Genomic DNA, 15,046 nt, shown 5'->3' with positions numbered 1-15,046 from the left:
CAGAACAACATGAAAACCCGCTTGCTTCCTAAGGCCCTCCTACTGCTCGCGTTGCCGTTTTGCGGCGGATTGCTGGCTCCGGTGTGCGCCCAGCAAGCGCCAGCCGTTGACTTGCAAGCCGCCTTCCAGAACCCGCCTGAGGCCGCCAAGCCGTGGGTGTTCTGGTATTGGATGAACGCCGCCGTAACGAACGAGGGCATCACCGCCGACCTGGAAGCCATGCGCGAGGCCGGCATCGGCGGCGCCTACCTCATGCCCATCAAGGGCGTGGAAAATCCACCGGCTATTACGCCGCCGGCCGTGCAGCTTTCGCCGCGCTGGTGGCAGATGGTGAAGCACGCCATGACCGAAGCCGACCGTCTCAACCTGAAACTCGCCATGCACGTCAGCGACGGGTTTGCGCTGGCCGGCGGCCCCTGGATTACGCCGGAGCTGTCGATGCAGAAGGTGGTGTACACCCAAACCCAGGTGCAGGGCGGCCGGCGCATCAGCCAGGTGCTGTCGAAAGCCACCACCGTGCAGAACTACTACCGCGACATTGCGGTGTACGCCTACCCTACTCCTGTGGGCGCTACGGCCACTACCGCTAAACCACAGGTTACGAGTAGCATAGCAGGCACCAAGTCAGAACTACTAGCTGTACCAGGCAACAAGGAAGGCTTCAGAACCAGTGAGCCGGGCTGGATTCAATACGCCTACGCCCAGCCGTTTACTTGTCGCTCCATCCGCATCCGGTCAACGGGCTATAACTACCAGGCCAACCGCCTACGGGTGGAAGCCAGCACCGACGGCCGCACTTTCCGGCCCATTCTACAACTCACGCCGCCCCGCAGCGGCTGGCAGGACAGCAGCGCCGTGACGCACGCCATTCCAGCCACTACGGCGCGGTTTTTCCGGTTTGTGTATGACCCGGCCGGCTCGGAACCGGGCGCTGAGGACCTCGATGCGGCCAAGTGGAAACAGTCGTTGAAGGTGACGGAAATCCGGTTGTCGGGCGAGGCGCGCATCAACCACTATGAAGGCAAAAACGGCGAAGTGTGGCGCGTGAGCCCGCGCACCACCGCCCAGCAACTGCCCGATTCGCTGTGTGTGCCGCTCAACAAGGTCGTCAACCTGACCGGCAAGATGGACGCCAACGGCCGCCTGACGTGGACCGTACCGCCCGGCAACTGGACGGTGCTGCGCGTCGGGCACGGCTCCACGGGCCAAATCAATACCACCGGTGGCGGCGCACGAGGCTTGGAGTGCGACAAGTTCAACCCCACGGCTGTCAAGCTGCAATTCGACAGCTGGTTTGGCGAGGCCATCCGCCAGGGCGGGCCGGAGCTGGCGGCTCGGGTACTGAAGATGTTTCATGTGGACAGCTGGGAGTGCGGCTCCCAGAATTGGTCCGCCAACTTTGCCACTGAGTTCCAGCAGCGCCGCGGCTACAACTTGCTGCCCTACCTGCCGGTGCTGGCCGGGGTGCCGCTGCAAAGTGCCGACGTGTCGGAGCGGGTGCTGTTTGACGTGCGCCAGACCATTGCCGAGCTGGTGAACGACAAGTTCTACGTGACCCTGAAAGAGCAAGCACACGCCAAAGGCTGCACGTTTTCGGCCGAGGCCATTGCCCCTACGATGGTGAGTGACGGCCTACTGCACTACCAGCACGCCGACGTGCCGATGGGCGAGTTCTGGCTGCGCAGCCCCACCCACGACAAGCCCAACGACATGCTCGACGCCATTTCAGGCGCGCATATCTACGGCAAGAACATCGTCCAGGCCGAGGCGTTTACGGAGCTAAAACTGGCTTGGGACGAGCACCCCGGCATGCTGAAAGCCCTACAGGACCGCAACTACGCGCTGTGCGTCAATAGGATGGTGTACCACGTATTCGTGCACAACCCCTGGCTAGACCGCAAGCCGGGCATGACGCTGAGCGGCATCGGCCTGTTCTTCCAGCGCGACCAAACCTGGTGGAAGCCCGGCCGCGCCTGGGTGGACTACGCCCGCCGCTGCCAAGCCCTACTGCAACTCGGCTACCCCGTAACCGACGTGGCGGTTTTCACCGGCGAGGAAACCCCGCGCCGCGCCATTCTGCCCAACAAGCTGGTCTCCGACCTGCCGGGCATTTTTGGGCCGCAAGCCGTGCAAGCGGAACAAAAGCGCCTCGCCAACGTGGGCCTGCCCATGCGCGAGCAGCCGGAAAAAGTGTCGGCGTCGGCCAACATGGAAACCGCCGATATGTTAGTGGACCCGCTGCACGGCTACAAGTACGACTCATTCAACAAAGATGCGCTGCTGCGTCTGGCGAAGGTGGAAAACGGCCGCATTGTGCTGCCCGGCGGAGCCAGCTACGGCTTGCTGGTGGTGCCGGGTGCGCAGAAGATGAACCCCGACAGCACCGCTATGTCGCCGGCCGTGGCCCAACGCCTGCGGGAGCTGGTGCAAGCTGGGGCCACTGTGCTACTCAACCGCCGCCCCACCCACTCGCCGGAGCTGCGCAACTTCCCGGCCGCCGACCAAGCCATTCAGCAACTCACGGCGCAGCTGCCCGCCACGAATGGCCCCACGGCTTCCGCTGCCGTAGCGCCGCTGTCTTTCGGACAAGGCCGGGTGGTGCAAGGCCCCTACATGGCTACCTCGTTTGAGGCGCTGGGATTGACGCGCGACGTGGTAGCTAACACTGCCAATGGCCAACAAGCCCGCGGCGTTGCCTGGACGCACCGTGCCGGGGAGGGATTCGACATCTACTTCATTTCCAACCAGCTCGACTCCGCCCGCACCATCGACTTGTCGTTGCGGGTGGCAGGGCGCCAACCAGAGCTTTGGGATGCTGTGACCGGCGAAATGCAACCAGCGCGTAATTGGCTTGGTGAAAACGGCCGGACGCGCCTGCCGCTGCATCTGGACCGCAACGGGTCAGTGTTCGTGGTGTTCCGGGAGCCAACCGCGCAAACTACCGTTTCAGCAGGTTCCAACTGGACGACGGTAAAGCCGGTGCAAACCGTAGCGGGGCCGTGGCAAGTCAGCTTCGATGCCAAGCAACGTGGCCCCGCCCAACCCGTCACGTTCAGCCAACTCACCGACTGGAGCCAGCATTCCGACGACGCCATCCGCCACTATTCCGGCACCGCCGAGTACACCCGCATCTTCCGCTGGAAAGCTAAGAAGCGCCCCCAGCAGCGCGTATGGCTGGAACTGGGCCAGGTGGCCAACCTAGCAGAGGTCCAGCTCAACGGCAAACCCATCGGCACCGCCTGGACTGCTCCCTACCGCCTCGACATCACCGACGCCGTGCGCAAAGGCGACAACCAGCTCCGCATCCTCGTGACCAACACCTGGGCCAACCGCCTCACCGGCGACCAAGCCCTCCCCGCCGACCAGCGCCCTACCTGGACGCCCGCCCCATCCCCCGCCGCCACCAAACCCCTGCTACCCGCCGGCCTCCTAGGCCCAGTGACCATCGGCATTTCATCTGAATCAACACGTTCAAAATAGCCTTTACAAGAATAGAACGTCATGCAGAGCACAGCGAAGCATCTCGCGTGCTGACTCAAGATTACTACTCTAGCAACAGCAGGCGAGATGCTTCGCTGTGCTCTGCATGACGTTCATATCTACTCACTACCATGACCTTTCCCACCTATAAATTTCTTGCTGCGGGACTGCTGTTCGGCGCATCGGTTGGCCAGCCGGCTGCGGCCCAGCAAAAGGCACTGACCAACACTTCCGCCAGCACCCACGCCAAGCTCAGCAGCGTGGACATGGGCAGCGCGACCTGGACCACCGGCTTCTGGGCCGAGCGGTTCGATGTGTGCCAGAAGTCGATGATTCCGACCATGTGGGAACTGTACCACTCCGACCGAAACCACGCGTACAAGAACTTCGAAATTGCCGCCGGCTTGGAGAAAGGCGAGCACAAAGGCCCACCCTTTCACGACGGTGACTTTTTCAAGCTGCTGGAAGCCCTGGCCGCTTCCTACGCCGTCACTCACGACCCCAAGCTCGATAAGCAGCTTGACGAAGCCATTGCGCTAATTGCCAAAGTGCAGCGGTCCGACGGCTACATCAGCACGCACAGCACCATCGCCGAGCTGAACAATCCTGGGCTGAAGGCGGCCTTCAAGGACCGGCTGAACTTCGAAACCTACAACCTGGGCCACTTAATGACGGCGGCCTGCGTGCACTACCGCGCCACCGGCAAGACCTCTATGCTGGACCTTGCTAAGAAGTCAACGGATTACCTCTATAACTTCTACCAAAGGGCCTCGCCCGAGTTGGCCCGCAATGCCATCTGCCCTTCGCATTACATGGGCGTGGTGGAAATGTACCGCACCACCCGCGACCCACGCTACCTGGAACTGGCCCAAAGCCTGATCAACATTCGGGGCTTGGCCGCCGAAATCGGCACCGACGACAACCAGGACCGGATTCCGTTTCGGCAGATGCAGAAAGCCGGCGGCCACGCCGTGCGGGCCAATTACCTCTTTGCGGGCGCGGCCGACGTGTACGCCGAAACCGGCGACAAAACCCTGCTCACGACCCTGGACCGGATGTGGGACGACGTGACCCAGCACAAAATGTATGTAACCGGGGCCTGTGGCGCGCTCTACGACGGCGTATCGCCGGACGGCACGGCCTACAAGCCCGATACGGTGCAGAAAATCCACCAGGCTTACGGCCGCGACTATCAGCTGCCCAACCACACGGCCCACGGCGAAACCTGCGCCAATATCGGCAACGTGCTCTGGAACTGGCGGATGCTGCAAGTAACCGCCGACGCCAAGTACGCCGACGTGCTGGAAACGGCCCTCTACAACAGCGTGTTGTCGGGCATCAGCTTGGATGGGCAAAGGTTTCTGTACACCAACCCGCTGGCGTACTCGGCGGCGCTGCCGTTTTCGCAGCGGTGGTCGAAGGAGCGGGTGGACTATATCAGCCTCTCCAACTGCTGCCCGCCCAACGTGGTACGCACCATTTCGGAGGTCAACAACTACCTCTACAGCGTATCGGATAAGGGCTTGTGGCTGAACCTATATGGCGGCAACAACTTGAACACGAAGCTCAAGGATGGCTCCCCGGTCAAGCTCACCGAGGAAACCAACTACCCCTGGGACGGCGCCGTGAAACTGACGCTAAGTCAGGCCCCGAAGAAGCCGTTTTCGCTGTTTCTGCGGGTGCCGGGCTGGTGCGAAGGCGCCACGCTGCTCGTAAACGGCAAGCCTGAATCGGTGACTCTCAAGCCGGGCACGTATGCCGAGGTGAATCGCCGCTGGAAAGCCGGCGACAAGGTGGAGCTGAATCTGCCCATGCCCGCGCAGCTCGTGGAAACCAACCCGCTGGTAGAGGAAAACCGCAACCAAGTAGCCGTAAAGCGTGGCCCCGTGGTGTACTGCCTCGAAGCCGCCGACCTACCCGCCGGCAAACCGCTGAGCGGCTTGCTCATACCCTCCAGCGCCACCCTTACCCCGCGCCACACAACAGTAGCCGGCTCCGATATCGTCTGGCTGGAAGGCCAGGGCGAGTTCGTGGACAACTCGGCGTGGAAAGGCAAGCTCTACCACCCCATCACCAAACCTCAAACCACGCCCGTGCCCTTCAAGCTCGTTCCCTACTACGCCTGGGGCAACCGCGGCTTAGGTGACATGCAAGTATGGCTACCAGTGAGCCGGTAAGCTCTGACGAGGGGCCTCACCCCCCGGCCCCCTCTCCAAAAAGGAGAGGGGGAGCCTGACGATTATTTGATGATTAAAGAAGCTGATTTGATGAAAGCAGAAAATCCACTTGTTGCAATTACACTGTGCCGCCGTGGCACCTCCTCTCCTTTTCGGAGAGGGGGCCGGGGGGTGAGGCCCCTCGTCAGCACGATACTTCTCTTTCTTACGCCACTCCTACTTCGGGCTGAAGTCAAGCTGCCTTCCATTTTCACCGACAATATGGTGTTTCAGCAGCAGGCTGAATGCGCGGTGTGGGGTTGGGCTAAGGCGGGCAACACCGTAACAGTGACACCAAGCTGGAGCAAGCAGAAGTACACCGCCAAAGTGGACGCGGCCGGCAAGTGGCGGCTGAAGGTGAAGACTCCAACGGCCGGCGGACCTTACGAGCTGACTATCAGCGACGGTACGCCCGTTAAGCTGAAGAACGTGCTGGTGGGAGAAGTGTGGTTGTGCGGTGGCCAATCGAACATGGAAATGCCTATGAAAGGCTTCAAGGGCCAACCCATACTGGGTTCCAACGAGGCTATACTACATTCGAAAAACGACCAGCTTCGCCTCTATACCGTGCCCCGCTCCTCAGTGACGGAGCCTCAGGAGAACAGCAAACCCTCGCCGTGGCGCCTAGCTGAACCGGAGGCCGTATCCAATTTCAGCGCCACCGGCTACTATTTTGGGCGGCTGCTTCAGGAACAACTGCAGGTACCGGTGGGCCTGATTCACTGCAGCTACAGCGGTTCCTACATCGAAGCGTGGATGGATGCCGAGAACCTGCGGCAGTTTGCTGGGGTGAAGATTCCAGCCAAAGGCGACACCATCAAGTTAGTCAGCCGTACCCCTACCACGCTGTATAATGGCATGCTGCACCCTATTGAAGGCTACGGCATTAAAGGAGCCATCTGGTACCAGGGCGAATCCAACTACGACCGGCCCGACGAGTACGCCAAACTGTTTACCGCCATGGTGAAGCAGTGGCGCACGAAGTGGGGCATGGGCGACTTCCCATTCTACTACGCCCAGATTGCGCCCTTCGACTACACCCGCACCTCCACCAACAAAGGCGGCAAGTACAACTCGGCTTTCATCCGGGATACGCAACGCAAGTTGCAGGACCAAGTCCCCAACACCGCTATGGCCGTCATGCTGGATATTGGCGAGGAAACGTCCATTCACCCCATGCGCAAAGAGCCCGGCGGCACCCGCTTGGCCTTGCTAGCCCTGGCCCAAACCTACGGGCGCAAAGGCTTCGGCGCCATGAGCCCAACCTACGAGTCGATGACGGTGAAGGACAATTCGGTAGCCGTCCGCTTCAAGAACTCGCCCAACGGCATGACCAGCTTCGGCCAGGAGCTAACCGGCTTCGAAGTAGCCGGCGCCGACCAGAAGTTCTACCCCGCCAAAGCCACCATCAACGGCAGCAGCATCACCGTCTCGTCCGACGCAGTGAAAACACCCATAGCCGTGCGCTATGCCTTCCAGGACTTCACGCGAGCCACCCTGTTCAGCACCGAGGGCCTACCCGTATCCTCGTTCCGCACCGACGATTGGGCACAATGAGAATGGTCAACGGAGCTCCTCACCCCCCGGCCCCCTCTCCGAAAAAGGAGAGGGGGTGCGTTCAACGATTCTTGCGTCAGGCTCCCCCTCTCCTTTTTCGGAGAGGGGGCCGGGGGGTGAGGCCTCTCGTCTGCACAATCCTGTCACTCCTCCCCTTCCTTGCCACTGCCCAAAGCCCTGAGCTAGCCACCAACAACATCACCTGGACCAGTTCGAGCAAAAACAGCGGCGAATCGATGCCTTGTGGGGGCGGCGACATTGGGCTGAACGTGTGGAGTGAGGGCGACGACGTGCTGTTTTACGTGGCCCGTAGCGGCACTTTCGATGAAAACAACAGCCTGCTGAAACTGGGCCGAGTGCGGTTGCGACTGAGTCCGAACCCGTTTAAAGGCGGGACGTTCAAGCAGCAACTCAACCTGCAAACCGGCGACGTAACATTAACCGGTACGGCCGGCAAGCAGTCGGCGCAGGTGCACATTTGGGTGGATGTATTCCGGCCGGTGGTGCATGTGGAAGTGAGCAGCACCCAGAAGCTGACGGCCACAGCCAGCTACGAAAGCTGGCGCTTTCAGGACCGAGTGCTAAAGGGCAAGGAAAACAACCAGAATTCCTACAAATGGGCACCCCAGGGCGAGGTCAAAACCCGACACGACAGCATCAGCATTAGGGGCCAAACCGTGGAGTTTTTTCACCAAAACCGCCCGCAAACCGTCTTCGATGTAACGGTGCAGCAGCAAGGCTTAGCCACAGTGAAAACGCAGTTGTACAACCCGTTGCAGAATCTGATTTTCGGTGGGGCACTCCAAGGACCGAACATGGTGCCGGCCGGTACCACCGACGGCCAGTATCTGCGCACGCCCTACCGGGGTTGGGCGCTGAAAAGCCGCCAACCGGCCCGCTCCCATTCGTTCACGCTGGCGTTGCACACGACCGTCGCCCCAACGGTGGCGCAGTGGCAGCAGGAGCTACAGCAGATTCAGAAGGCGGCCCGGCAGAACCAGAAAGCGGACCGCACGCGCACCTTGGCTTGGTGGCGCGAGTTCTGGGGCCGCAGCTTCATTCACATTCAGCCCGGCAAAGCGGCCGCCAACGCGCCCGAGTGGCAGGCCGGCCGCAACTACCAGCTAATGCGCTACATGCTGGGCTGCAACGCTTTCGGGCAGTACCCCACCAAGTTCAATGGCGGCCTGTTCACCTACGACCCGGCCCTGACCGACTCCACCCTCAAATTCACGCCCGACTTTCGCAACTGGGGTGGCGGCACCCACACCGCCCAAAACCAGCGCCTCGTGTACTGGCCCCTGCTGAAAAGCGGCGACGCGGCTCTACTCAAGCCACAGTTCGACTTCTACCTGCGCCTCCTGCGCAACGCCGAGCTACGCACCCAAACCTACTGGAACCACCCCGGCGCCTGCTTCACCGAGCAGCTTGAAAACTTCGGCCTACCGAACCCCGCCGAATACAACTGGAAACGCCCCGCCGACTTCGACAAAGGACTGGAGCACAATGCGTGGCTGGAATACGAGTGGGACACCGTACTGGAATTCTGTTTGATGATGCTCGACGCCGAGCAGTACGCCGGCCAGAACGCCACGCCCTACCTACTTTTCATCGAAAGCTGCCTCACCTTCTTCGACCAGCACTACCAATACCTCGCCCGCCAGCGCGGCGCCAAAGCCCTCGACGGCGAAGGCCACCTCGTCCTCTACCCCGGCTCGGGAGCCGAGACGTACAAGATGGCCTACAATTCCACTGCCACCATTGCCGGCCTGCGCACCGTGCTAACCCGCCTGCTGGCCTTGCCCAGCACCTACGGCAACGCCGAGCAGCGCCAGCAGTGGACCGCCATGCTGGGCCGTATTCCGGAAATCAGCCTACGGGAGGTCGAAGGCCACAAGCTGCTGGCGCCGGCCAAACTGTGGGAACGGGCCAATAACACCGAAAGCCCGCAGCTGTACCCCGTGTTTCCCTGGGGAATCTATGGCTTGGGCAAGCCCGACCTAGCCACGGCCGTCAACACCTACCACTACGACCCCGACGTGCAGAAATTCCGCAGCCACGTGGGCTGGAAGCAGCACAACATCTTCGCCGCCCGCCTCGGCCTCACCGATGAAGCCGCTGAACTGACGGTGAAGAAAATGCAAGATTCTGGCCGCCGTTTCCCTGCCTTCTGGGGTCCGGGCTACGACTGGACACCTGACCACAACTGGGGCGGCTCCGGTATGATTGGCTTGCAAGAAATGCTGCTGCAAACCGACGGCCGCCGCATCTTCTTACTCCCCGCCTGGCCCCGCGACTGGGACGTGCATTTCAAGCTCCACGCCCCCTATCAAACCACCATCGAGGCCGAAATAAAAGACGGTAAAGCCCAGATTATCAGCGTCACGCCGGAGTCGAGGCGCAAAGACATTCTGATGGATTGATACAGGCCAATTAAGCTCTGAGTACTGGCAGAAAACAACGGCTTTTCCAGTAATACTCTTGGGTTGAAAAATCAAACAGGTAGGCTTAGTGGTTGTAGCGGTTCTTGTTTCAACAAACCGAGTATATGTCAACCAACGCCTTGTTCGCGCCATTTGCGCTAAAGTCTTTACAACTCAAGAACCGCATCGTCATGGCTCCCATGACGCGTTCCTTCTCCCCCAACGGCGTGCCCGGCCCCGATGTAGCCGCTTATTACCGCCGCCGCGCTGAGGGCCAAGTGGGCCTGATTCTGTCGGAAGGCACCGTGGTAGAGCGCCCAGCCTCATCTAATGATCCTAACATTCCGCATTTCTACGGCGAGCAGGCACTAGCCGGCTGGCAGCACGTTATCGATGAAGTGCACGCCGGCGGCGGCAAAATGGGCCCGCAGCTTTGGCACATGGGCGTGATGAGCGAGAACGGCTCGGGCTGGAAACCGTCGGAAGCCTTTGAAGGGCCGTCGGGGCTGCTAAAGCCTGGCCAAGCTACCGGCAAGGTTATGACTGAAAACGACATCACCGACACCATTGCCGCTTTCGGTCGGGCGGCCGCCGATGCCAAGCGCCTAGGCTTCGACTGCCTGGAGCTGCACGGCGCCCACGGCTACCTCATCGACCAGTTTTTCTGGGCCGGCCTCAACCAGCGCACCGACAGCTACGGCGGCGACGAACTAACCGCCCGCAGCCGCATTGCCGTGGAACTGGTGGAGGAAGTGCGCCGCCAAGTAGGCGAAGACTTCGTTATCAGCCTGCGTCTCTCGCAGTGGAAACAGCAGGACTACGACGTAAAACTGGCCCATTCGCCCCAAGAAATGGAAGCGTGGCTCCGGCCCCTGGCCGATGCTGGCGTGGATATTTTCCACTGCTCGCAACGCCGTTTCTGGGAGCCCGAGTTCGAGAACGAAGGCTCGGATTTGAACTTCGCTGGCTGGGTGAAAAAGCTCACTGGCAAAACCACTATCACCGTGGGTTCGGTGGGGTTGTCGGGCGAATTCCTGGCTGGTTTCGCCGGCGAAGCCTCCGAGCCACGCTCACTTGATGAGCTGCTGCGTCGTCTTGACCGCAACGAATTTGACCTTGTGGCCGTGGGCCGCCAGCTGATTGTGGACCCAAACTGGGTGGAGAAAATCCAGCAAGGCCGCTCAGACGAAATGAAGGGCTACAGCCGCGAAGCTCTGAGCACACTGGTATAACCACGCCGGGCAGTTCTCTCAACTGCGTTTTCAGTGAAAACCCCAGCTGCCTTACATAAGGTGGCTGGGGTTTTTGGGTTCAGAGGGCTATAGGAAGGGTTTACTCAGGTATTGCGGCAATCTAGTGCCCATTGAACACGATGTACAGCCCCACCATCACCACGGCCAGCGAGGCCCACAGCAGGCGCACCCGCGGGGTAGGCTTGGCCAGCACGCCGTAGTCCACGGCCTGGCGGGCGGCCTGGCCGGCGGGGTCGGTGAGGGAAACCAGCACGGCGGCCACGAACAGCACGGCGAAGATGAGAAACGACAGTACCAGATAGTGCGGCCAGAAGCTGTACTCACTGGGCGGCAGCACCCACAAATACACCACGCCCACGCCCAAACTAAACGCCGAGCCTACCGACAGAATGCCGTTTACGGCCCGCTGGGTGGTACGCTGCCAGAACACCGTGAGCAGGAACACCACGGCCAGCGGCGGCGCAATGAACCCGAGTACCGCCTGAAATACGTCGAATAGGTTGAGGCCTTTCACTGAGTCGATGGCCAGGGCCACGAGTACGGCGAAGGCGCAACCCACTAGCACTGTCAGGCGACCTACGCGCACCACGTCCTTTTCGGTGGCTTGGGGGTTGATGTTGCGGGCGTACACGTCCATGACAAACACGGTGCTCAGGGCATTGAGTGACGAGCTGATAGTGCCCACCAGCACTGCAATCAGCACCACGATAACCAAGCCTTTCATACCGGCCGGAAACAGGGTGGTCACCATCGTCATGTAGGCTTGGTCGGGGCTGGCGAGGTTGGGGAACAGCACATAGCAGATGACACCGGTGAGGATGAACAGCGGCAACGACAGGATTTTCAGCCATCCGATGAAGTTCACGCCCAACTGCCCCTGTTCCAGGCTCTTGGCCCCCAGCACCGACTGCACCATGGCCTGATCGGTACAGAAAAACGCCACCGCCGACACCGGGTAGCCCAGCAGAATGGCGTACCACGGGTATTTCGGGTCGGAAGCGGGCTGCACCAGGTTCCAGTAGTGGCTCGGTACGCTGTGCCACAACTTACTCAGGCCGCCCACTTTCATCACCCCAATAACCGTCAGTGTGAGTGAAACGCCGATGAGTAGCAGCATCTGAAACACGTTCACCTTGGCAATGGCCTTCAAGCCACCGGCAAACGTGAAAAAGCCCGCAAACAGCACCAGTACAATCACCGATTGCCACATCGGAATACCCAGAATCTGGCGCACCAGCACCCCGCCCGAGAACAAGCCCAACGACAGCCACGAAATCAGAATCTTGATCAGGGCGTACCAGGCCAGGATATTTTGCGTCGAGTCGCCGAACTGCCGACCCATGAAGCCGGGCATGGTACTCACATTGGCGGCCAAATAACGCGGCGCAAACACCACCGCCAGCAGAAACAGAAACACAAAGGCGTACCACTCGAAATTCACCGCCACAATGCCCGTGCTGTACCCGATACTAGCAAACGCCAGCAGCATAGAAGGCCCCACGTTGGTGCCCCACATGTTGAACCCAATGCTGGCCCACCCCAGCGACTTGTTCGCCAGAAACAACGATTCCTCAGTTTTCGCTTTTTTCGAGAAGCTGGCTCGGTAGCCAATAGCGAACAGGATAACAAGGTACGCCGCCACAATAGCGTAGTCCCAGATGGTAAGCCGGCCGAGTAGATTGTTGCCCATGCGGTGGGGAATGTGGGATTTGGGTGGGATGTAATTAGGAACAGCAAATCGTCTGTCATGCAGAGGCGCAGCCGAAGCATCTCGCGTGCTGACGTTGGGTCAATTCACTCAGTCCAAGTGCGTAAATCGATAGGGTTCCAGTCCGGATTAAATGCTGTAATCAAGGCTTCTTTCTTAGCCCGGCTCCAACCCTTTATTTCTTTCTCACGAACAATAGCCTGCCGAGCATCCGGGCATATTTCAAAGTACACCAGCAGATTGCACTGGTATCGACCGGTGAACTTGCCCGCGTTTCCTAACCCTTGGGAGTGCTCGTACAGTCGGCGCTCCAAGTCATTTGTAACGCCAGTGTATAGGACGGTGCGAGCAGGGTTTGTCAGCAGGTAGACGCAGTAGCTCATAAAAGTGTGAGTAGTTTGCTGGAGTCAGCACGCGAGATGCTTCGGCTGCGCCTCTGCATGACGGCCATTCGGGTTGTTCTTGGGTGTTTCTATATTCTTTACAGCCCGTTTTCCTTTAGAATATTCTGCACTTTCACCGGCTGGCCGGTGGTGAGGGCGCGGTCCATGGCTTGGAGCAGTGCCACGGTGCCGATGCCTTCGCGGATATCAGGGTAGGCGGTGAAGTTCTGGTTGATGGAATCGGCGAAGTAGTCGAGGTAGTTTTGGTACTCGCCGGCGTGGTGGCTCTTGCCTTCGAAGCGGAAGTAGTGCTTGAGCTTGTGCTCCCAGGTGATGAGGCGCTCCTCCCCCGTTTTATCGGTAATGGCGTACCGCAGGTCCATGTAGTCGCCTTGGCTGGCGCCCTCGGTGCCGCGCAGGATGCAGCTCATTTCTGAGTCGCGCTGCACGGGCTGCACGGGGCCGGTGTAGCAGCCGCTCACGCGGGCCACGCGGCCGTCGGTGGCTTTGAAGATGAAGTGCATGGTGTCGGGGTTCTTGAGGCCGCCTTCGCGCCCGTTGGAACTGAGTATGCCGTAGCCCATTACTTCCTCGATGTTGGGCAAGTACCACCGGATGAAATCCACGGGGTGACTGAGGCCACCGTAGAGCCACTTGAAGCTGTTTTCTAAGGACCAGCCTTTGGCCAGAAACCAGCGGTGGTCGGCGTGGTAGTAGCTCTCGATGCTGATTAGCTCACCAATCAGGCCGGCTTCGTAGTCGGCGCGCTGGCGCTTCATGGGCTCGAAAAACCGGGAACTTTGGCCGATAAAGACCTTTTTACCCGATTGCTCAGCCAGCGCCAACAACTCGTTGGCCTTGGATAGGTCGTCGATAAACGGCTTGGTGCAGACGACGTGCTTACCGGCGCGCAACGCCTGCGCCACGTGCTCGGCGTGCAGGTGGTCGGGCGTGTAGATGGCAATGGCATCGATTTCCGGATCGTCGAGCATGTCTTGGTACTGCGCCGTGACCTGGCCCATAAACTGAAACTCATCGACCCGCTGGCGGCACAATTCCTCGTTTCGGTCGCAGATGGTTTTGAGCGTCAAGTTGGGGCTATTCAGCGCGGCCGACATGGTGCTGCGGCCTTCGCCCAGGCCCAATATTCCTAGGTTCAACATAAGAAGTAGTATCTATTTGGTTTATCTCAACTGAGTGTCATGCAGAGGCGCTAGCCGAAGCATCTCGCGTGCTTATGTATGATTACCGTTGCAACTTCAGCACGCGAGATGCTTCGGCTAACGCCTCTGCATGACGTTCTATTTACTTTTTGATGGGTGCTAGTTGCCTCACTGCCGGCGCAACGGGCTGCAAGAACACCCAGGCCTCGCCGGGCTTGGTGCCGGGTAGGCCGGTTTGGTACTGCTTCATCAGGGCGTTCCAGTCGTCCACGCGCGGGTTGTTCAAGGTGGTGCGCGGGTTCAGTTCGTCTAGGCTGGCGCCTTTCGGGATGCTGATAACCAGCATCAGCTGGCGGCCCTGGCGGAACACTAATAGCTGCTGGAAGCTGGCGTTGCAGAAGCCGGTGGCTACTTCGGGCCACTGTTTGAACTGGGTGGCGTGGTACTGCATGTACTCCTGCTGCTTGGTTTTGTCCTCCACCAGGTTGCAGGTCAGCAGGATGTTGTCCCACTGCCGGGCGGTGGTTTTGTCGGGGCAGCGCTGCCGGTCGAATTTGTAGAATGGCGCGTTGTAGAGCTTGACGGTGCTACCCGCATAAATAGCCGCGAGGTTCTTGTGCAGCGCCCGAATATTCTCCGTCTTACCGTAAGCCACTAGGTGGTTTTGCCAGTAGTACACACCAGTGGCCGGCACCTGGTGCTTGCGGCACAGCGCCACCAGGTTTTCTGCTGCCAAAGGCGTTTTGCCAGCACCGATAATCTCAACTATCGACGCTTTTTCACTTGTCTGTGCCTGAGCGCCTAGGCCCTGAAACAACACTAACAGAAGGGTTACCAGCAAACGAGTGGATACACGAGGTAGC

9 protein-coding genes are annotated in these 15,046 nt (G+C 60.0%); 5 read left to right on the top strand and 4 right to left on the bottom strand.

Features of this window, described 5'->3' with window-relative positions; all coding sequences use genetic code 11:
• Positions 1–9: 9 nt before the first annotated feature.
• From MTX78_RS05165 to MTX78_RS05145, 5 genes are all read left to right on the top strand, one after another.
• The gene (locus MTX78_RS05165; protein ID WP_243800517.1) at positions 10–3,480 is read left to right on the top strand and encodes a glycosyl hydrolase; all 3,471 of its coding nucleotides are present in this window, start codon (positions 10–12) and stop codon (positions 3,478–3,480) included.
• Positions 3,481–3,611: 131 nt separating this feature from the next.
• Positions 3,612–5,657 (top strand): aceric acid hydrolase, encoded by a 2,046-nt coding sequence (locus MTX78_RS05160; RefSeq protein WP_243800515.1) that lies wholly within the window; start codon positions 3,612–3,614, stop codon positions 5,655–5,657.
• Positions 5,658–5,726: 69 nt separating this feature from the next.
• Complete coding sequence (locus MTX78_RS05155) at positions 5,727–7,253, top strand: sialate O-acetylesterase (RefSeq protein ID WP_243802810.1); 1,527 nt, start codon at positions 5,727–5,729, stop codon at positions 7,251–7,253.
• Positions 7,254–7,369: 116 nt separating this feature from the next.
• Positions 7,370–9,676, top strand: a complete 2,307-nt coding sequence (locus MTX78_RS05150; RefSeq protein WP_243800514.1) for a DUF5703 domain-containing protein — start codon at positions 7,370–7,372, stop codon at positions 9,674–9,676.
• Positions 9,677–9,801: 125 nt separating this feature from the next.
• On the top strand, positions 9,802–10,908 hold the full coding sequence (locus MTX78_RS05145) for an NADH:flavin oxidoreductase (protein WP_243800512.1): 1,107 nt from the start codon (positions 9,802–9,804) through the stop codon (positions 10,906–10,908).
• A 121-nt stretch (positions 10,909–11,029) separates the two neighbouring features.
• Here MTX78_RS05145 and MTX78_RS05140 read toward each other — a convergent pair whose 3' ends face one another.
• The 4 genes from MTX78_RS05140 to MTX78_RS05125 form a co-directional block, all read right to left on the bottom strand.
• Positions 11,030–12,619, bottom strand: coding sequence for a sodium:solute symporter family transporter (locus MTX78_RS05140; protein ID WP_243800510.1), 1,590 nt, complete (start codon positions 12,617–12,619; stop codon positions 11,030–11,032).
• A gap of 104 nt (positions 12,620–12,723) precedes the next feature.
• Positions 12,724–13,020 carry a GIY-YIG nuclease family protein gene (locus tag MTX78_RS05135; protein WP_243800509.1) on the bottom strand — a complete coding sequence of 99 codons (297 nt, stop codon included), beginning with the start codon at positions 13,018–13,020 and terminating at the stop codon, positions 12,724–12,726.
• A gap of 98 nt (positions 13,021–13,118) precedes the next feature.
• Positions 13,119–14,183 carry a Gfo/Idh/MocA family protein gene (locus MTX78_RS05130; protein WP_243800507.1) on the bottom strand — a complete coding sequence of 355 codons (1,065 nt, stop codon included), beginning with the start codon at positions 14,181–14,183 and terminating at the stop codon, positions 13,119–13,121.
• 142 nt (positions 14,184–14,325) lie between these two features.
• Positions 14,326–15,024 (bottom strand): L-rhamnose mutarotase, encoded by a 699-nt coding sequence (locus tag MTX78_RS05125; protein WP_243800506.1) that lies wholly within the window; start codon positions 15,022–15,024, stop codon positions 14,326–14,328.
• Between the last annotated feature and the right edge of the window lie 22 nt (positions 15,025–15,046).

This window comes from Hymenobacter tibetensis (assembly GCF_022827545.1).
Taxonomy (GTDB): Bacteria; Bacteroidota; Bacteroidia; order Cytophagales; family Hymenobacteraceae; genus Hymenobacter; species Hymenobacter tibetensis.
Note: the sequence above shows the minus strand (reverse complement) of the source record. Positions and strands in the feature narration are given on the sequence as shown.

What these genes read in the sequence shown, in the direction of transcription:
- MTX78_RS05165 (WP_243800517.1), top strand. Translation starts at nt 10, where the DNA reads ATGAAAACCCGCTTGCTTCCTAAGGCCCTCCTACTGCTCGCGTTGCCG.
- MTX78_RS05160 (WP_243800515.1), top strand. Translation starts at nt 3,612, where the DNA reads ATGACCTTTCCCACCTATAAATTTCTTGCTGCGGGACTGCTGTTCGGC.
- MTX78_RS05155 (WP_243802810.1), top strand. Translation starts at nt 5,727, where the DNA reads ATGATTAAAGAAGCTGATTTGATGAAAGCAGAAAATCCACTTGTTGCA.
- MTX78_RS05145 (WP_243800512.1), top strand. Translation starts at nt 9,802, where the DNA reads ATGTCAACCAACGCCTTGTTCGCGCCATTTGCGCTAAAGTCTTTACAA.
- MTX78_RS05140 (WP_243800510.1), bottom strand. Translation starts at nt 12,619, where the DNA reads ATGGGCAACAATCTACTCGGCCGGCTTACCATCTGGGACTACGCTATT.
- MTX78_RS05135 (WP_243800509.1), bottom strand. Translation starts at nt 13,020, where the DNA reads ATGAGCTACTGCGTCTACCTGCTGACAAACCCTGCTCGCACCGTCCTA.
- MTX78_RS05130 (WP_243800507.1), bottom strand. Translation starts at nt 14,183, where the DNA reads ATGTTGAACCTAGGAATATTGGGCCTGGGCGAAGGCCGCAGCACCATG.